The sequence below is a fragment of the Pseudomonas sp. NFX15 genome, from assembly GCF_049132105.1.
GTDB lineage: Bacteria > Pseudomonadota > Gammaproteobacteria > Pseudomonadales > Pseudomonadaceae > Aquipseudomonas.
The window spans coordinates 289,325-306,376 of record NZ_JAFMPV010000004.1 but is presented as its reverse complement, the minus strand read 5'-3'; the positions used below and the strand labels follow the sequence as shown (position 1 = coordinate 306,376).

Annotated in this window: 19 protein-coding genes; 9 read left to right on the top strand and 10 right to left on the bottom strand. The window is 61.8% G+C overall.

Features of this window, described 5'->3' with window-relative positions; all coding sequences use genetic code 11:
- The first annotated feature begins 95 nt into the window (after window positions 1-95).
- Both J1D76_RS06780 and sutA read left to right on the top strand, forming a co-directional pair.
- A complete protein-coding gene (locus tag J1D76_RS06780) occupies window positions 96-521 on the top strand; it encodes a secondary thiamine-phosphate synthase enzyme YjbQ (protein ID WP_421137611.1) in 426 nt (141 codons plus the stop codon).
- A 101-nt stretch (window positions 522-622) separates the two neighbouring features.
- Window positions 623-946 carry a transcriptional regulator SutA gene (sutA, locus tag J1D76_RS06775; RefSeq protein ID WP_421137610.1) on the top strand — a complete coding sequence of 108 codons (324 nt, stop codon included), beginning with the start codon at window positions 623-625 and terminating at the stop codon, window positions 944-946.
- A 936-nt stretch (window positions 947-1,882) separates the two neighbouring features.
- On the opposite strand, the gene J1D76_RS06770 is transcribed toward sutA, so the two are convergent.
- From J1D76_RS06770 to lptM, 6 genes are read right to left on the bottom strand one after another with little or no spacing between them, the layout of a single operon-like run.
- Window positions 1,883-2,590 carry an HAD family hydrolase gene (locus tag J1D76_RS06770; RefSeq protein ID WP_421137609.1) on the bottom strand — a complete coding sequence of 236 codons (708 nt, stop codon included), beginning with the start codon at window positions 2,588-2,590 and terminating at the stop codon, window positions 1,883-1,885.
- The gene (xerC, locus tag J1D76_RS06765; protein ID WP_421137608.1) at window positions 2,587-3,486 is read right to left on the bottom strand and encodes a tyrosine recombinase XerC; all 900 of its coding nucleotides are present in this window, start codon (window positions 3,484-3,486) and stop codon (window positions 2,587-2,589) included. The genes J1D76_RS06770 and xerC overlap by 4 nt, the downstream gene beginning before the upstream one ends.
- A 2-nt stretch (window positions 3,487-3,488) precedes the next feature.
- Window positions 3,489-4,214 (bottom strand): DUF484 family protein, encoded by a 726-nt coding sequence (locus tag J1D76_RS06760; RefSeq protein WP_421137607.1) that lies wholly within the window; start codon window positions 4,212-4,214, stop codon window positions 3,489-3,491.
- Between the two features lie 13 nt (window positions 4,215-4,227).
- Window positions 4,228-5,058: a diaminopimelate epimerase gene (dapF, locus tag J1D76_RS06755; RefSeq protein WP_421137606.1), complete on the bottom strand. Its 831-nt coding sequence runs from the start codon at window positions 5,056-5,058 to the stop codon at window positions 4,228-4,230.
- A 3-nt stretch (window positions 5,059-5,061) separates the two neighbouring features.
- Window positions 5,062-6,309 carry a diaminopimelate decarboxylase gene (gene lysA, locus J1D76_RS06750; protein ID WP_421137605.1) on the bottom strand — a complete coding sequence of 416 codons (1,248 nt, stop codon included), beginning with the start codon at window positions 6,307-6,309 and terminating at the stop codon, window positions 5,062-5,064.
- 12 nt (window positions 6,310-6,321) lie between these two features.
- Window positions 6,322-6,498 carry an LPS translocon maturation chaperone LptM gene (gene lptM, locus J1D76_RS06745; RefSeq protein ID WP_133835434.1) on the bottom strand — a complete coding sequence of 59 codons (177 nt, stop codon included), beginning with the start codon at window positions 6,496-6,498 and terminating at the stop codon, window positions 6,322-6,324.
- A 221-nt stretch (window positions 6,499-6,719) separates the two neighbouring features.
- On the opposite strand from lptM, the gene cyaY reads away from it, so the two are divergent.
- The 3 genes from cyaY to rnk all read left to right on the top strand — a co-directional run bounded on the left by cyaY (window position 6,720) and on the right by rnk (window position 7,926).
- Window positions 6,720-7,052 carry an iron donor protein CyaY gene (gene cyaY, locus J1D76_RS06740; protein WP_421137604.1) on the top strand — a complete coding sequence of 111 codons (333 nt, stop codon included), beginning with the start codon at window positions 6,720-6,722 and terminating at the stop codon, window positions 7,050-7,052.
- Between the two features lie 4 nt (window positions 7,053-7,056).
- Window positions 7,057-7,275, top strand: coding sequence for a DUF1289 domain-containing protein (locus J1D76_RS06735; protein WP_421137603.1), 219 nt, complete (start codon window positions 7,057-7,059; stop codon window positions 7,273-7,275).
- A 240-nt stretch (window positions 7,276-7,515) separates the two neighbouring features.
- The gene (rnk, locus tag J1D76_RS06730) at window positions 7,516-7,926 is read left to right on the top strand and encodes a nucleoside diphosphate kinase regulator (protein WP_008050852.1); all 411 of its coding nucleotides are present in this window, start codon (window positions 7,516-7,518) and stop codon (window positions 7,924-7,926) included.
- Between the two features lie 6 nt (window positions 7,927-7,932).
- Here rnk and J1D76_RS06725 read toward each other — a convergent pair whose 3' ends face one another.
- The 3 genes from J1D76_RS06725 to J1D76_RS06715 all read right to left on the bottom strand — a co-directional run bounded on the left by J1D76_RS06725 (window position 7,933) and on the right by J1D76_RS06715 (window position 11,711).
- Window positions 7,933-10,776, bottom strand: a complete 2,844-nt coding sequence (locus J1D76_RS06725; RefSeq protein WP_421137602.1) for a class I adenylate cyclase — start codon at window positions 10,774-10,776, stop codon at window positions 7,933-7,935.
- A gap of 194 nt (window positions 10,777-10,970) precedes the next feature.
- Window positions 10,971-11,216: a TIGR02647 family protein gene (locus tag J1D76_RS06720; protein ID WP_053163770.1), complete on the bottom strand. Its 246-nt coding sequence runs from the start codon at window positions 11,214-11,216 to the stop codon at window positions 10,971-10,973.
- A gap of 210 nt (window positions 11,217-11,426) precedes the next feature.
- A complete protein-coding gene (locus J1D76_RS06715) occupies window positions 11,427-11,711 on the bottom strand; it encodes a hypothetical protein (protein WP_421137601.1) in 285 nt (94 codons plus the stop codon).
- A 124-nt stretch (window positions 11,712-11,835) separates the two neighbouring features.
- Between J1D76_RS06715 and J1D76_RS06710 the strand changes: the two genes are divergently transcribed.
- Entirely contained in the window at window positions 11,836-12,495 is a 660-nt protein-coding gene (locus tag J1D76_RS06710; RefSeq protein WP_421137600.1) for a glutathione S-transferase family protein, read from the top strand.
- 101 nt (window positions 12,496-12,596) lie between these two features.
- Here the strand turns inward: J1D76_RS06710 and argH are convergent, their stop codons facing one another.
- Window positions 12,597-13,991, bottom strand: coding sequence for an argininosuccinate lyase (gene argH / locus J1D76_RS06705; RefSeq protein ID WP_421137599.1), 1,395 nt, complete (start codon window positions 13,989-13,991; stop codon window positions 12,597-12,599).
- Between the two features lie 460 nt (window positions 13,992-14,451).
- Here argH and J1D76_RS06700 point away from each other — a divergent pair, with 460 nt between their 5' ends.
- The 3 genes from J1D76_RS06700 (at window position 14,452) to J1D76_RS06690 (ending at window position 17,042) form a co-directional block, all read left to right on the top strand.
- The gene (locus J1D76_RS06700) at window positions 14,452-15,198 is read left to right on the top strand and encodes a LytR/AlgR family response regulator transcription factor (RefSeq protein WP_421137598.1); all 747 of its coding nucleotides are present in this window, start codon (window positions 14,452-14,454) and stop codon (window positions 15,196-15,198) included.
- A gap of 138 nt (window positions 15,199-15,336) precedes the next feature.
- A complete protein-coding gene (gene hemC, locus J1D76_RS06695) occupies window positions 15,337-16,278 on the top strand; it encodes a hydroxymethylbilane synthase (RefSeq protein ID WP_421137597.1) in 942 nt (313 codons plus the stop codon).
- The gene (locus J1D76_RS06690) at window positions 16,275-17,042 is read left to right on the top strand and encodes a uroporphyrinogen-III synthase (RefSeq protein WP_421137596.1); all 768 of its coding nucleotides are present in this window, start codon (window positions 16,275-16,277) and stop codon (window positions 17,040-17,042) included. Before hemC ends, J1D76_RS06690 begins: the two co-directional genes overlap by 4 nt.
- Window positions 17,043-17,052: the final 10 nt, after the last annotated feature.

The window sequence follows — 17,052 nt, the reverse complement described above, 5'->3', positions numbered from 1 at the left end:
TGTGCAGCCGAAGGCTTACAGGAACGAAGGAATATTAGGGCCTTTGTTTTTTCCCAGAGCGCGCTAGAATGCGCCCCGAACGTGCGGAGAACTGTATGTGGCAACAGACTCTGATTACCTTGCGGGCGAGGCCCCGGGGCTTTCATCTGGTAACGGACGAGTTACTTGCCGGCCTGCCTGAACTCAAGGCGTGCCGGGTCGGTCTGTTGCATTTGTGGCTGCAGCATACCTCGGCGTCGTTGAGCATCAACGAGAACGCCGATCCGGCGGTACGTCGCGACTTCGAACGATTTTTCAATCGTCTGATCCCACAAGGAGCAGACGGCTATGAGCATAACGACGAAGGCCTGGACGACCTCCCGGCGCACTTCAAGGCCAGCGTACTTGGCTGTCAGCTCAGTTTGCCGATTTCGGCAGGCCGGTTGGCGTTGGGCACCTGGCAAGGCGTTTACCTGGGCGAGCACCGTGATCATGGCGGTGCCCGTAAAGTCCTCGCCACCTTGCACGGTGAAGAGGCATAGCCGCTGGTCAGCAGCGGTTGTTGAATTTTTTCTGGCAGCCTTCGACAGGAGGCAAAGCTGGGCTATAACTAATCTGCTTTTCGCAAGTCATGAGGTAGAACATGAGCGACGATGATCTGGAAAACGACGACCTCGAAGTAGGCGACGAAGACGAGGCCGAGGAAGGCCTGGAAGCAGCGGCGGAAGACGTCGCTGAAGACGACGGTGCTGATGCGCCGGTTCCGACTGCCAAAGGCAAGGCCAAGGCAGCGGTATCGGTCGATGAACTGCCGAGTGTCGAAGCCAAGAACAAGGAGCGCGATGCTCTAGCGCGGGCCATGGAAGAGTTTTTGGCGAAAGGTGGCAAGGTGCAGGAAGTGGAGGCCAATGTGGTCGCCGATCCGCCCAAGAAGCCTGATAACAAGTACGGGAGCCGGCCTATCTGAGGCCGCTTCGCGCTTGCTGAAAAAGCCCGCCGTCGCTGCGGGCTTTTTCATGCCCGGAGCAAAATCCGGCGCGGCGCAAACCTTTGTAGGAGCCGGCTTGCCGGCGAAGGCGTCCTCGAGCCTTGCATCGAATCCGAGGCCGCCTTCGCTGGCAAGCCAGCTCCTACGGATTTCGGTGCTGGCAATTTCATCGGCCAAACACGGCCATTGTAGGCGCCGGTTTGCCGGCGAAGGCGTCTTCGAGACGTGCGCCGAATCCGAGGCCGCCTTCGCTGGCCAGCCAGCTCCTACGGATTTCGGTGCTGGCAATTTCATCGGCCAAACACGGCCATTGTAGGCGCCGGTTTGCCGGCGAAGGCGTCTTCGAGACGTGCGCCGAATCCGAGGCCGCCTTCGCTGGCAAGCCAGCTCCTACGGATTTCGGTGCTGGCAATTTCATCGGCCAAACACGGCCATTGTAGGCGCCGGTTTGCCGGCGAAGGCGTCTTCGAGACGTGCGCCGAATCCGAGGCCGCCTTCGCTGGCAAGCCAGCTCCTACGGATTTCGGTGCTGGCAATTTCATCGGCCAAACACGGCCATTGTAGGCGCCGGTTTGCCGGCGAAGGCGTCCTCGAGCCTTGCATCGAATCCGAGGCCGCCTTCGCTGGCCAGCCAGCTCCTACGGATTTCGGTGCTGGCAATTCCATCGGCCAAACACGGCCATTGTAGGCGCCGGTTTGCCGGCGAAGGCGTCCTCGAGCCTTGCATCGAATCCGAGGCCGCCTTCGCTGGCCAGCCAGCTCCTACGGATTTCGGTGCTGGCAATTTCATCGGCCAAACACGGCCATTGTAGGCGCCGGTTTGCCGGCGAAGGCGTCTTCGAGACTTGCGCCGAATCCGAGGCCGCCTTCGCTGGCAAGCCGGCTCCTACAGGGAATGGGGGCGATTTCGTGAGATTACGCTGCGCCGCTGTTCCATCTGGCGAGCAACGCCGGCAACTCGGTCAGGCTCTGGATTTCGGCGTCCGGTAATCGGTCAGCTTCCCAAACCTTGGCCGCGGGGTTGAACCAGATGGCCCGCATCCCTGCCGTTTGAGCGCCAGCAATGTCATCGCCTGGATGATCGCCAATGTGCACGGCGGTTTCTGGCGTGGCGCCACCGCGCTGCAAGGCTTCGTGAAACAGTCGCGCATCAGGCTTGCCAATGCCGATGTCTTCGGCGCACAACGCGAACTTGAAGTAATCCGCCAGCCCTAGTCGGCGCACATCGGCGTTGCCATTGGTGACCACGCCAAGGGCGTAATGATTGGCGAGGATTTCCAGGGTCGGTTCGACTTCCGGAAACACTTCGACCTGATGGCGAGCGTTCAGGAACACTTCAAAACTCTTGTCCGCCAGATCCGAGGCCTCGTCATGCTCATAACCGGACTCTTCCAGCGCATGGAACAGTACCCGCCGACGCAGTGCGCTGATGCGGTGCTTGAGGCCCGGCTCGATGTTCAGAATACGCTCGCGAATGGCCCACAGATGTTCCACCGGCACCGCCCCCAGGTTGGGCGCATGCTCGGTCAGCCATTCACGCAAAACGGCTTCGGCGCTGACGATGACCGGGGCGGTGTCCCACAGGGTGTCGTCGAGGTCGAAAGTGATCAACTGGATGCTCATGAATCATCGCCTTTCATGCGTTTGGCCCGTGGGTGGGCACTGTCGTAGACCGCTGCCAGGTGCTGGAAGTCCAGGTGGGTGTAGATCTGCGTGGTTTTGATGTCCGAGTGGCCGAGCAGTTCCTGTACGGCGCGCAGGTCCTGGGAGGATTCCAGCAGATGGCTGGCGAAGGAGTGCCGCAGCATGTGCGGGTGCAGGTTTTGTCCCAGCTCGCGTTCGCCGGCGGCTTTGACCCGGACTTGAATCGCCCGCGGGCCAAGGCGTCGGCCTTGCTGGCTGATAAACACCGCATCGTCCACCGGGTTGGCCATGGCTCGCAGCGGCAACCATTGTTCCAGCGCTTCGCGAGCCTTTTTGCCCACTGGCAACAGGCGGGTCTTGCTGCCTTTGCCGAGCACCTGGACCATGCCGTCGGCCAGGTCGAGCTGATCGAGATTGAGCCCCGTCAGCTCTGAAAGCCGCAACCCGGAGGAATAGAACAGCTCGAGAATGGCCTGGTCCCGACGCGCCAGAAAGTCATCCTCGACCCCGCCTTCAAGCAGTTGCAGGGCGCGGTCGGTGTCGAGGGTTTTCGGCAGGCGGCGTTCGCCCTTGGGCGGTGCCAGGCCATTGGCCGGGTCGTGGTCGCACAGGCCTTCGCGGTTCAGGTAGTGATACAGCCCGCGAACGGCGGATAGCAATCGCGCCAGGCTGCGGGACGACTGCCCTTGGGCATGCAGGCGGGCAATCAGGCTGCGCAGACGCTGGATGTCCAGCGCTGCCCAGCTGCCGATGTTCTGCTTGATGCACCAGCCCAGCACTTTATCGAGGTCGCGGCGGTAGGCCGACAGCGTGTGCGGCGACACCTGCCGCTCACTGCGCAAGTGTTCGCAGTAAGCGTCCAGTTGCCGTTCCATGATCAGCGTACCGAGCGCAGGGCGTTGTTGACCCGTGGCAGCACGCGGCCCATGACTTCGGCGATATAGCTGAGGAACAGGGTGCCCACCGAGCTTTTGTAATGCTGCGGATCGCGGCTGGCAATGGCCAGGATTCCGTGGATGCCCTGGTGACTGATCGCAACGACTGCGGTGGAGCCGATCTGCTTGCGCTGCTCTTCGCCGAACAGGAAGTCCAGTTCATGCTCGCGCAGGCTGCCGCTGACGCTTTTGTCTTCCGAGAGCAAGCCGCCGATGGCCACTTGTGCTTCGGCGTGCGTGGCCCAGCGACCGACCGGCATGGCGTTGTCGCCGAGCAGGATGAGGCTGACGAAGGGCACCTGGAATTCCTGGCGCAGGCTGTCTTCGACGCACATCACCACGTCTTCGAGGCTGGCGGCGTCCATCAGCGCCAGGATCAGGCGACGGGTCTTTTCGAACAGCCGGTCGTTGTCCCGGGCCACGTCCATCAAATGCGACAGGCGATGGCGCAGTTCAATGTTGCGGTCGCGCAGGATGGTCATTTGCCGTTCCACCAACGACACGGTATCGCCGCGTCGATGGGGAATGCGCAGGGACGGCAGCAGTTCTTCGTGTTCGACGAAAAACTCCGGATGGGCCTCCAGGTACGCGGCAACCGCCGCCGCCTCAAGGCTCTCGGACGCTGATTCGTCGGTTTCTCGTGCGGGTACCTGAGGCTTATCGGTCATGGATTTCGCTCTCTCAAAGACGCACTTGTCCTTCATAGACTCGCACTGCCGGGCCGGTCATCATCACCGGTTGGCCAGGGCCTGCCCATTCGATGGACAAGCGCCCGCCCGGCAGGTCGATCAATAGCGGCGAATCCATCCACCCCTGGCTGATCGCGGCCACTGCGGCGGCGCAGGCGCCGGTTCCGCAGGCCTGGGTTTCCCCGGCGCCACGCTCCCAGACGCGCAACTGCGCGCGGTTGCGGTCTATAACCTGGAGAAAACCGACGTTGACCCGTGCCGAAAAGCGCGGGTGATGTTCGATTTTCGGCCCCAGTTCATGCACCGGCGCGTTGTTGATGTCACTCACGCGCACCACCGCATGGGGATTGCCCATGGACACGGCGGCCAGATCGACCGCGGTGCCGTCGACGTCGACCGAATAGCTCTTGGCTTGCTCCGGGGCCTGGAACGGAATATCCGCCGGCACCAGGCGCGGGGCGCCCATGTTGACGCTGATCTGGCCGTCATTGCGTATGTCGAGCTCGATGACGCCGCTTTTGGTCTCGACGCGAATCAGCCGCTTGGCGGTCAGGCGCTTGTCGAGCACGAAACGGGCGAAGCAGCGCGCACCGTTGCCGCACTGTTCCACCTCGGAGCCGTCGGAGTTGAAGATCCGATAACGGAAATCCACGTCCGGGTTGCTCGGCGCCTCGACGATCAGCAGTTGGTCGAAACCGATGCCGGTGTGCCGGTCGCCCCATTGCTTGGCATGCTTGGGCAGGATGTGCGCGTGCTGGCTGACCAGGTCGAGGACCATGAAGTCATTGCCCAGGCCGTGCATTTTGGTAAAACGCAGCAGCATGGCTTACTCCGGCAGCAGGCTTTCGCCAGCAAACAACTCGGCTACCGTTTCACGGCGACGCACTTCGAATGCCTGATCACCGTCCACCAACACTTCGGCGGTACGGCCGCGGGTGTTGTAGTTGGAACTCATGACAAACCCGTAGGCACCGGCCGAATGCACGGCCAGCAGGTCGCCTTCTTCCAGGGCCAGCTGACGGTCCTTGGCCAGGAAGTCGCCGGTCTCGCAGATCGGGCCGACGATGTCGTAGGCGCGGGCGGCAGATTCACGCGGGCGTACAGCCGTGACGTCCATCCAGGCCTGGTACAGCGCCGGGCGGATCAGGTCGTTCATGGCCGCATCGACGATGGCGAAATCCTTGTGCTCGGTATGCTTGAGATACTCGACCTGGGTCAGCAACACGCCGGCATTGGCGACGATGAAGCGGCCCGGCTCGAACACCAGCGCCAGGTCGCGACCGTCGAGACGTTCGCGCACAGCCTTGATGTAGTCGGCGGCCAGTGGCGGCTCTTCGTCCTTGTAGCGCACGCCCAGGCCGCCACCGAGATCGATGTGGCGCAGGTAGATGCCGCAATCGCCGAGTCGGTCGACCAGGCCCAGCAGGCGGTCGAGGGCATCGATGAACGGTGGCAGCGTGGTCAGTTGCGAACCGATGTGGCAGTCGACGCCGACCACTTCCAGGTTCGGCAGCTGCGCGGCACGTACGTACACGTCTTCGGCGTCGGCGATGGCGATGCCGAACTTGTTCTCTTTGAGACCGGTGGAAATGTATGGGTGGGTGCCGGCATCGACGTCCGGGTTGACACGCAGCGAAATCGGCGCGCGAACGCCAAGCTCGGCGGCCACTACTTGCAGGCGCTCCAGCTCGTCGGTGGATTCGACGTTGAAGCAGTGCACGCCGACTTCCAGGGCGCGACGCATGTCGTCACGGGTCTTGCCGACGCCGGAGAACACGATCTTGTCGGCGCTGCCGCCAGCGGCCAGTACGCGTTCCAGCTCGCCACGGGAGACGATGTCGAAACCGGCGCCCAATCGCGCCAGGACATTCAGTACACCCAGGTTGGAGTTGGCCTTGACCGCGAAGCACACCAGGTGCGGCGTGCCGGCCAGCGCATCGGCGTAAGCCAGGTATTGGGCTTCGATGTGCGCGCGAGAGTAAACGTAGGTCGGTGTACCAAAGCGCTCGGCGATGGCAGACAGGGCAACACCTTCCGCGAACAGTTCACCGTCACGGTAGTTAAAAGCGTCCATGAGGTTCCCTTATTATTGGTAGACGTCGTGCTTGTGTGCTTTGGAGGCAGGCTGCTGTTGCGAGGACTTGGCCTGTTCGGCAGGGTCCTGGTTCTCGTCAGGCAGGTACAGCGGGCCTTTTTGACCGCAGGCCGACACAAGGCAGGCAACCGCGAGGAGCGCAGCAAGGGAAGAGATCAGGCGCTTCATGGCGAAATCCTTGAAAATGCATTAATTGCGCCGGAGTATACCGGCCACCCGGCAGCTTGCCTATGCAACGGACCGCCCGTCCGGCGGGGCTTGGCCTGCGCCGGTGGGTCGCATGCAATCCCACACGTGTGGGTTCTCGGTCGTTATCCTTTGCAATCGGCGGGGCTCGGTCGTATCTTGCGGCGCTTGAGCCTGATCAGACACTTTTTGAGGTTGCCGTAATGAGTTTGTCCGAAGCGCGTTTCCACGACCTGGTCGATGCCACCCAGCAAACCCTGGAAGACATCTTTGACGAAAGCGACCTGGATATCGACCTCGAAAGCTCGGCCGGTGTGCTGACTGTCAAGTTCGAGAACGGCAGCCAGTTGATCTTCAGCCGTCAGGAGCCGCTGCGTCAGTTGTGGCTGGCGGCGGTGTCCGGCGGTTTCCACTTCGATTACGACGAAGAAAGCGAGCGCTGGATGTGCGACAAGAGCGAAGAGCAGCTGGGTGAAATGCTCGAGCGCATCGTCTGGCAGCAGGCCGGTGTTGAATTCGAATTCGAAGGCCTGTAAGCCGGTGACTCAACCCGCTACGGTCCGCCCGCCCAAGCCACTCTACAGCAACGTCAGCCCGGCGGTGCCGTCGCCTTGCAGCGGTGTTTGCCGGCTGGATGAGCAGAAAGTCTGCCTGGGCTGCTTGCGCCACGTCGAAGACATCCGCGAATGGCGCTCGGCCGATGATGAGCGTCGGCGGGTTATCTGTGCGCAAGCTACCCACCGCAAATCTTTGGCATAAAGGGCTTTTGTGGCGAGGGGGCTTGCCTGCGCTGGGCCGCGCAGCGGCCGCAAAATCTTTATGACTGCTACGCAGCCGAACGGGGGCAAGCCCCCTCGCCACAATGGCCACCAGCTTGTTTATTTATTGAGCTGTGATAGTGTCCGGAAACGCCTCAACCCATCGAGGCTGATGAAAACCCCGCCTTTTCCTGGCGGGGTTTTGCTTTTTTCGTGCAGAAGAAAGGAGTCTGCCCAGATCATGACCGCACCTTCCATCACCCTTACCCGTCTGGACGTTCAACGTCTGGAGCGTCTGATCGACAGCCTGGACGACACGCTGCCGGGCGTTATTGCGCTGCAAACCGAACTGGATCGCGCCGACACCCTGGTCGGCCACGATGAAGTGCCGGCGGATGTCGTGACCATGAATTCCCGTGTGCATTGCCGCGAAGAAGGCAGCGGCAAGGACTACCACCTGACCTTGGTATACCCCAAGGACGCGAACGCCGACGAAGGCAAGGTCTCGATCCTGGCCCCGGTGGGCAGCGCACTGCTTGGCCTGAAGGTGGGCCAACACATCGACTGGCCGGCGCCGGGCGGCAAGACCCTGAAACTGACGTTGCTGGAAGTCGAATCGCAGCCGGCCAATGGCGGCGCGTTCCCCGAGTGAGTTGCCTCAGGCCTGATCGAGCGCCTCGTTCAATGCGTGCTCCAGGTCAGCCTTGTAGCGCAGATACAAATGGGTCGAACTCTGCCCTTCACCGAGCAGGCCCGACAGGTCCAGGTCAGTGATGTAGCAGCGGTAGCGCTCGGGTTCCCGACGCTGTCCGACGATTTCCCGGGCGACCACGCTGAACAGCTGGTCGCCATGCTCCAGCTCGGAAAACTCCCGTTGATTGCAGTACAGCGTCACCTGCACCTGACCCGGTGCAGCTTTGCCAACGATTGCCTGCACGTCGTAGAACGGTTTGTTTACCGGCGTCTGCGGCACTGGCCGGGCTTCGATCCGGCGCGCCCGGCCTGGGCCTGACGGCAACAACTGGCTATACAGCGTGTCGAGGTTCAGCGGCTGGGCGGCGTCCATCGGCAACAACGCATCGCGCCGGTATTGGATCGATTGCAGGAAACGTTGCAGCGGCACCAGCAGGCTTTGCTCGTCGTGCCAGGGCAGGCGTTGCTGCCACAGGGCATTGAATTCATCCAGCACATACAGATCGGCCTGATCCTCGTTGACCCGGTAGAACACCTGGATGCAGTCCGGCTGCCCCGTCGGCAGGAACAGCGCGAGGTCGTGGTCCTCCAGTGCCTTGTGGTCCAGGTGCAGCGGGCTATAGCCGGCCATGTCCTCGCCCAGGTAATCGATCAGCGCTGGCAGGCTGGCCAGTGCGATGTGCTGGACCTGGCCCGGCACCAACTCCAGCACGTGGTAATGCTGCTGGACCTGGATCAGGTAGCGATGATTGAGCCTGCTCAGCAACAGGTTCTGCGCCGTTTCGAGGATGTCATCCACCCGTTGGGCAATGAACTGCGCACGGTTATGACAGAAACACCGAACCCGCAGCTTCGGCTGTTGCGGTCCGGCCGGCAGGTTGTTGAGGTAGTCGCGCACGCAATCGAGCAGGGCATGGGGGCCATCGAAGCGGCTGACCAGCACTTCGTTCCAGCTGTTGAGCGTGACCTGGTCCAGGGTCAGCACCAGGTTTTCCCGGACGCCGGCGTAACTCAGCGAATCGGTGCGCTCGGTGGTCATCAGGATGTTCAGGTCGCGATGATGCTTGAGCGGATCGATGCCGACGTTCACCAGGATCAGCACTTCGCTCGGCACGCTGGCGCGCAGCAGTGGCTCTTCGGCGACGGTCGGCGAGGGCAGGGCGATGGTCTGTTGCAGGCTGCCGAGCAGGTTGAACAGTTCGAACTCGCGCAAGTCGCTGGTGCCGGGGTGCAAGGCCAGGCGAGTGCTGCTGTCGATCACGCCGTTGCGGTGGCACCAGGTCAGCAGTTCCAGCAAGTGACGGCTGCGCTTGATCGGCGCGAAATGCTCCCACTCCAGCGCCGTCAGGCTGCCGTTGTACAAACCCCACTGGCCTTGGCCCGGTTCTTTTTTGTTCGGCGCGTGGACCAGGGTCAGGGTGTCTTCGGCCAGATCCGGGGCGATGCCGGGGTTGATGAATTCGACTTTGCCGGCCTTGCGCTCGAACGCCGCGTACAGGCGACGGCCCAGCACGCTCAGGTCGCGCTGGTTGATGCGGCTGACCGTTTGCTCCTGACGGGCAAACTGGGTCAGGAAGCGGTAGCTGTGGTTCAGCTCGTTGACCAGCGCCCGTCGTTCAGAGCTGACCTGGCGGACTTTCCACTGGCTGCGGCTGTCGAGCAGGGCCAGTTGGCGCGGGTCCCAGTGCCATTCGTGGGCGAGGCGCTCAAGCAGTGCGCGTTGCCAGCTCTGGCTGCGACTGTTGCCGGTGAGCTTGCGGTTGACCTTAAGGTATAGCGCGCGGCGCACCAGCTCCAGGCGTTCCGGTTCGTTGCGGGCGATCAGGTACTCCTCGATGCGTCGGTATACCACCACGTACGGGTCGAGCTCGTCGAGGTCGAGCCGGTTGGCGAACACCGCTTGCTTGTAGCGCAGGCTCAGGCAATGAACCCTGGGGTGTTCGCTGGCGTAGACCTCGGTCAGCAACAACTTGAGTACCGACTTGTACGGTGACTCGATGCCCTTGAACAATTGCCAGAGCCCGGCACCGATGAACTCGCCGGGCGGGATGAAGGCCAGGTGGCCGAGGTCGAGGGTTTCATCGGCGCGTATGAAGCGTTTGGAAAGCAGGGTATGGGTGTAGCGGTCGTAGCTCGACTCCTCGTAGACCGGCACCAGCCACCAGATCGGCGTACGCCCGGCCAGCCAGATCGCGGTGCGATAGAATTCGTCGAGCAACAGGTAGTGCTGGGTCGTGCCGCAATCCTCGGAGCTGAGCTGGGTATCGCGCTCACCACGGATGAAGCGCGTCGGGTCGATCAGGAAAAAATGCGCCTCGGCGCCTTGGCTCGCCGCCCAGGTTTCCAACAGCTGGCATTTTTTGCGCAGCTCGGCGAGCTCGTTCTCGGTCAGGTCCGGCCCGTGGCAGACCCACACATCCATGTCGCTCTGGTCGGCCTGCGCCAGGGTGCCGAGGCTGCCCATCAGGAACAGGCCGTGAATCGGTCGGGGCGGGTTGCTGCCGTGGCGTGGCTTGTAGGAAAACGAGCGGGTCAGGCGCTGGGCTTCGGCGAGGACATTGGCATCGGGCTCGAAATTCGACAGCCCCGCCGGCGTGCTGCCGGACACGTAGCCGGGCAACAGCGGATGATTGACATGGAAAAACAGCGGCAGCAGGGTCAGGACCCCTTGCTGGCGGGTCGACAACCCTTCCATGGCGCGGGCCATGCGGCCTTCGTTGAGTTTCAGGAAGCGTGCGCGCAGCTGGCTGAGAACCTTGCGGTCGATTCCCTCGTCCAGATCGGGGCGGATTTCATGGGTGCGCGTCATGTCAGCTCAAACCGGCTCGCAGGGCTCGGACGTGGGGTCTCGGGTTGTGCGCCAGTTTAGCGCCTCGCGCCGGGGACTTTTAAGCTGATTTTGTATTTCTGGCGTCAGATTTCTATCGCGGCGCGACATGGCCGGCAACCGGATCTGCCCGCGGAAATCCCGTGCCTGGGGTTTCCGTGGGCGACGGCATGAATTCAGGCGGTTTCTTCGGCGTTCAGAATGGTCAGCACGGTTTGCACGTTTTGCGCGGCGTCACGGCCCAGGCTGGTCAAATAACCGCCATCAGGCTGGTCGGTCAGTTCTTTTTCAAAGAGACGTTTGGCGGCGGCAATGTGTTTCGGGGCAGCGGTCTGATGAATTTTCAGACCTTCCTGGGAACTGTCCAGGTTGAAGAGTGCGAGGACTTCCAGTTCGGCAACCAACTCAGGGGTAAGCGACATAAGGACTCCAGACTTTCTAGGAATTGGACGACAGCGCCACTAAGGTGAACCCGCTTGTGCGGCATGTCCAGTGCTCGCGACAGGGTTTTTTGCCTCTGTAGGAGCGAGCCTGCTCGCGAAAAACCCGAGCGCGCCACGGGGCATCTGGTTTTACGCGTCATCGTTGATGACCTTCGCGAGCAGGCTCGCTCCTAACAGGGGCGGGAGGGCTTACTGCTTTTCCGGCGGCAGCTCGGGCAATGCACGCAGCGCAGCTTCGTACCATTCGGTGTTGAACGCGCGGTCTTCTTCGAGGATTGCGTCGATTTCGACCGCCAACACGTGAGCCATCAGGTTAAGGATGTCTTCGCGCTCGTAGCCCACCAGCGTCAGCTTGTTGAACGTTGCCTTGGCCGCTGGCGGGTTGTCGCTTTCGATCTGGTTTTCGATGGCCTGGATCAGGGTGGTTTCGGCGAACTCTTCTTCGTCGTTGTCGATATCGGTCGGCTCGCTCATGGCAGGCTCCTCAGGGAAAGGTGGCCAGTTTACCCGCATTAAGGTGCGTGATGCTGCTGGCAAGAATTCCGCCAGCGTTCTATAAACAGGCACTGCCCACCCCGCACGGCCTGGAGGCTTTGTGATGATCAAGCTTTATGGATTCTGCGTCAGCAACTACTACAACATGGTCAAACTGGCGCTGCTGGAAAAAGGGCTGCCCTTTGAAGAGGTACCGTTTTACGCCGGCAGCAGCCCCGAGGCACTGGCGATCAGCCCTCGCGGAAAAGTCCCGGTCCTGCAGGTAGAGCAGGGTTTCATCAATGAAACCAGCGTCATCCTCGAATACATCGAGCAAAGCCAGAGCGGCACGCCATTGCTGCCGAGCGATCCATTCGAGCGCGCGCAGGTGCTGGCACTGGCCAGGGAAATCGAGCTGTATATCGAATTGCCGGGGCGCGCCAGTTACGGTGAGGCGTTCTTTGGCGTGACCGTGCCGGATGCAATCAAGGAGAAGACCAAGGCCGAACTGTTGCTGGGGATAGCGGCGCTGGGCCGGCACGGCAAATTCAGTCCTTACGTGGCTGGCGACAGCCTGAGCGTGGCGGACCTGTATTTCCTGTACAGCGTGCCGTTGGCGTGTGGGGTCGCGAAGAAACTCTTTGGCATTGATCTGCTGGCCGAGCTGCCGGCGGCCAAGGCCTTGCTGGCGCTGTTGGAGCAAAACCCGAACGTGCAGCGAATTGCGGCGGACAAGGAAGCAGCGATGCCGGCGTTCATGGCGATGATCGCGGCCAAGAAGTAGTTCTGTGGGGTTTTGAAGTCAGTCATCGCGGGCAAGCCCGCTCCCACAGAGTTCGATGTGTAAACACGATCAATGTGGGAGCGAGCCTGCTCGCGAAGCTTTTAGCGGCTGGCGAGCAGCGCCTGGCCGCGAGCCACGGCAGCCTTCACTTGCGCCGGCGCGGTGCCGCCGATGTGGTTACGGGCATTGACTGAACCTTCGAGGGTCAGCACGGCGAACACGTCCTGATCGATCTGGTCGCTGAACTGGCGCAGTTCTTCCAGGCTCATTTCCGCCAGGTCCTTGCCGCTGTCCACACCGTACTTCACGGCGTGACCGACGATTTCGTGGCAATCACGGAATGGCAGGCCGCGACGCACCAGGTAGTCGGCCAGGTCGGTGGCGGTGGAGAAGCCGCGCAGGGCCGCTTCGCGCATTATCGCGTGCTTGGGCTTGATCGCCGGCACCATGTCGGCGAAGGCGCGCAGCGAGTCGCGCAGGGTGTCGGCAGCGTCGAACAGCGGTTCCTTGTCTTCCTGGTTGTCCTTGTTGTAGGCCAGGGGCTGGCCCTTCATCAGGGTCAGCAGGCCCATCAGCGCGCCGAATACGCGACCGGTCTTGCCACGCACCAGCTCCGGCACGTCCGGGTTTTTCTTTTGCGGCATGATCGAACTGCCGGTGCAGAAGCGGTCGGGCAGGTCGATGAACTGGAATTGCGCGCTGGTCCACAGCACCAGCTCTTCGGAGAAGCGCGATAGGTGCATCATCGCAATGCTGGCGGCCGAGCAGAATTCGATAGCGAAATCGCGATCGGAGACGTTATCCAGTGAATTGCCGCCAACGGCGTCGAAACCCAGCAGTTGTGCGGTGTACTCGCGATCGATCGGGTAGGTGGTGCCAGCCAGTGCGGCGCTGCCCAGCGGCATGCGGTTGGTGCGCTTGCGGCAGTCGACCAGGCGCTCATAGTCGCGGCTGAGCATTTCAAACCAGGCCAGCATGTGGTGCCCGAAGGTCACCGGCTGTGCGGTTTGCAGGTGAGTGAAGCCGGGCATGATGCTCGCGGCTTCACGCTCGGCCTGCTCCAGCAAGCCTTTTTGCAGGCGGGTGATTTCGGCCAGGATCAGGTCGATCTCGTCACGCAGCCACAAGCGGATGTCGGTGGCGACCTGGTCGTTACGGCTGCGGCCGGTGTGCAGTTTTTTACCGGTCACGCCGATGCGGTCGGTCAGGCGCGCCTCGATGTTCATGTGCACGTCTTCGAGGTCGATGCGCCAGTCGAACTGGCCGGCCTCGATTTCACCCTGAAGGGTGTTCAGGCCATCGATGATGCTGTCGCGTTCGGCATCGTTCAGCACGCCGACCTTGGCCAGCATGGTAGCGTGGGCAATCGAGCCCATGATGTCGTGGCGATACAGGCGCTGGTCGAAAGTGACGGAGGCGGTGAAGCGGGCGACGAAGGCGTCGACGGGTTCACTGAAGCGGCCGCCCCAGGACTGATTGGTCTTGTCAGTGCTCATGAATTCGCTCGTATCGGCTTGAAGTAAGAAGGCGTGAAACGCTGGCGCGGATAATAACAGGGTTGCCAATCCTGTCGCTGACACTGGTCGACACCTTTTTTTTCGGTGCGAGAGCCCACGCCCGGGCAAGGCTGACGCATATTTGCCAAACGATATTTGCCGATTGAGCAATATCGCCCCGGCAACCGTCTACAGTTGGACAGTAGGATCAGCGCACTTCTCGGTGTCGCCGCTGACTATAAGAAGAGGGGGTGTTCATATTGCGTATCAGCAAACCCTGTGGCGATGCGTCGCCAATGCGGGCCTGGGCCGCCAAACGCCCGGCAAATGAAAATTTAGCCGCCGGACCAGCGGCACTTTTTGGCGCTCGCGCTAGTCTTAGCGTGGATCGCGGTGACAGACGTCACTTCACCTGTCTACGCTATCCTTGTGCGAGACTCACGCAGGAATCCAGCGCAATATGAATGTCCTGATCGTTGATGACGAACCCTTGGCCCGCGAGCGCCTGAGCCGAATGGTTGGCGAACTCGAGGGATACAACGTCCTGGAGCCCAGCGCCACGAATGGCGAAGAGGCGTTGGCACTGATCGACAGCCACAAACCGGATATCGTCTTGCTTGATATCCGCATGCCCGGCCTTGATGGCCTGCAAGTAGCTGCCCGGTTGTGCGAACGCGAAACCCCGCCAGCCGTGGTGTTTTGCACCGGGCCCGATGAATTTGCCGTGGAAGCCTTACAGGCCAGCGCCGTAGGCTATCTGGTGAAACCTGTGAGAACTGAACATCTACATGACGCGTTAAAACAAGCCGAGCGGCCCAACCGTGCCCAGCTCGCCGCCCTGACCCGCCCTGCTGCCGAGAGCGGCAGCGGCCCGCGCAGCCACATCAGCGCCCGTACCCGCAAAGGGATCGAGCTGATTCCGCTGGATCAGGTGGTGTACTTCATTGCCGATCACAAATACGTGACCTTGCGCCACGAAAACGGTGAAGTGCTGCTCGATGAACCGCTCAAGGCCCTCGAAGACGAATTCGGCGACCGTTTTGTGCGTATCCATCGCAATGCACTGGTTGCCCGCGAACGAATCGAGCGACTGCAACGCACACCCCTGGGCCATTTCCAGCTGTTTCTCAAGGGGCTCAACGGCGACGCGTTGATCGTCAGCCGGCGTCATGTCGCCGGTGTGCGGAAAATGATGCAACAGCTTTAAACAGCGGTCCGCAGGCGAACTTCTCACCCGATTGCCGGACATCCGGGGCCAGGGAGGCCGAGCAACATCTGATACAAGTCAAAGTGGATTTGGCTGAGCTGTTATTATCCGCCGTATCTATTCAGTACGGATTGATCCATGTCCTCTCGCGAAATCCGCATCGCCACCCGCAAAAGTGCGCTCGCCCTGTGGCAGGCCGAATACGTCAAAGCCCGTCTTGAAGCGGCTCATCCCGGGTTGCTGGTGACCCTGGTCCCCATGGTCAGTCGCGGTGACAAGCTGCTTGACTCGCCACTGTCGAAAATCGGCGGCAAGGGCCTGTTCGTCAAGGAACTCGAAACCGCACTGCTGGACAATGAAGCCGACATCGCCGTGCACTCCATGAAGGACGTGCCGATGGACTTCCCTGAAGGCCTCGGTCTGTTCTGCATCTGCGAGCGGGAAGACCCGCGCGATGCCTTCGTTTCCAATACCTACAAAAGCCTGGACGAGTTGCCTCAGGGCAGCATCGTCGGCACCTCCAGCCTGCGTCGCCAGGCGCAATTGCTGACCCGGCGTCCAGACCTGGAAATCCGCTTCCTGCGCGGCAACGTCAACACTCGCCTGGCCAAGCTCGATGCCGGCGAGTACGACGCGATCATCCTCGCTGCGGCGGGCCTGATTCGCCTGGGCTTTGAAGATCGCATCACCTCGGCCATCAGTGTCGACGACAGCCTTCCGGCCGGTGGCCAGGGTGCCGTGGGCATCGAGTGCCGCAGCGCCGACAATGAAATCCATGCGCTGCTCGCGCCCCTGCATCACCAGGACACCGCCACCCGCGTGATCGCCGAACGTGCCCTCAACAAGCACCTCAATGGCGGCTGCCAGGTGCCGATTGCCTGCTACGCCGTGCTGGAAGGTCAACAGCTCTGGTTGCGCGGTCTGGTGGGCGATCCCAGCGGTGGCCTGCTGCTCAGTGCCGAGGCGCGCGCCCCTCGCGGCGATGCCGAGGCGTTGGGTGTGCGCGTGGCCGAAGATCTTCTCAGCCAGGGCGCCGATGACATTCTCAAAGCGGTCTATGGCGAGGCAGGTCACGAGTGACCGGCTGGCGCTTGCTGCTGACGCGGCCCGCCGAGGAGGCGGCAGCGCTGAGCAGCTTTTTGGCCGGTCAGGGGATTTTCAGCAGCAGCCTGCCGCTTTTGGACATCGTGCCGATCGCAGCGACTGACACAATGTGCCAGGTGATTCAGACGCTCGACCAATTCTGCGCCGTCATCGTGGTCAGCAAACCGGCCGCCCGTCTTGGCGTCGAACTGCTTGAGCGCTTCTGGCCAACGCCGCCCGGTGTGAAGTGGTTCACTGTCGGCGCGGCGACGGCGCAGATCCTCGAGGATCACCGCTTGGACGTGAGCTTCCCGGCAGAGGGCGATGACAGCGAGGCCTTGCTCGAACGTTCCAGGCTGCGCGAGGCAATCGCACGACCTGATCCGCGCGTGTTGATCCTGCGCGGGGAGGGTGGGCGTGAGTTGCTGGCTGAGCGTTTGCGTGAGCTTGGTGCTAGTGTCGAGTATCTGGAGTTGTATCGCCGGGCGTTGCCCGCCTACCCACCGGCAGCGCTGGCGCAACGGATCGAAGCGGAACGCCTGAACGGGTTGGTGGTCAGCAGTGGACAAGGTTTTGAGCACCTGCATCAATTGGCCGGCGATGCCTGGCCGCGGTTGGCGCAGTTGTCGTTGTTCGTACCAAGCCCCAGGGTCGCCGAGCTTGCGCGTGCCGCCGGGGCCAAAACAGTTGTGGATTGTCGTGGTGCCAGTGCCGCGGCCTTGCTGACGGCGTTACGGGAGCATCCCGTACCCGTTTTCTAATGCAAAGGAT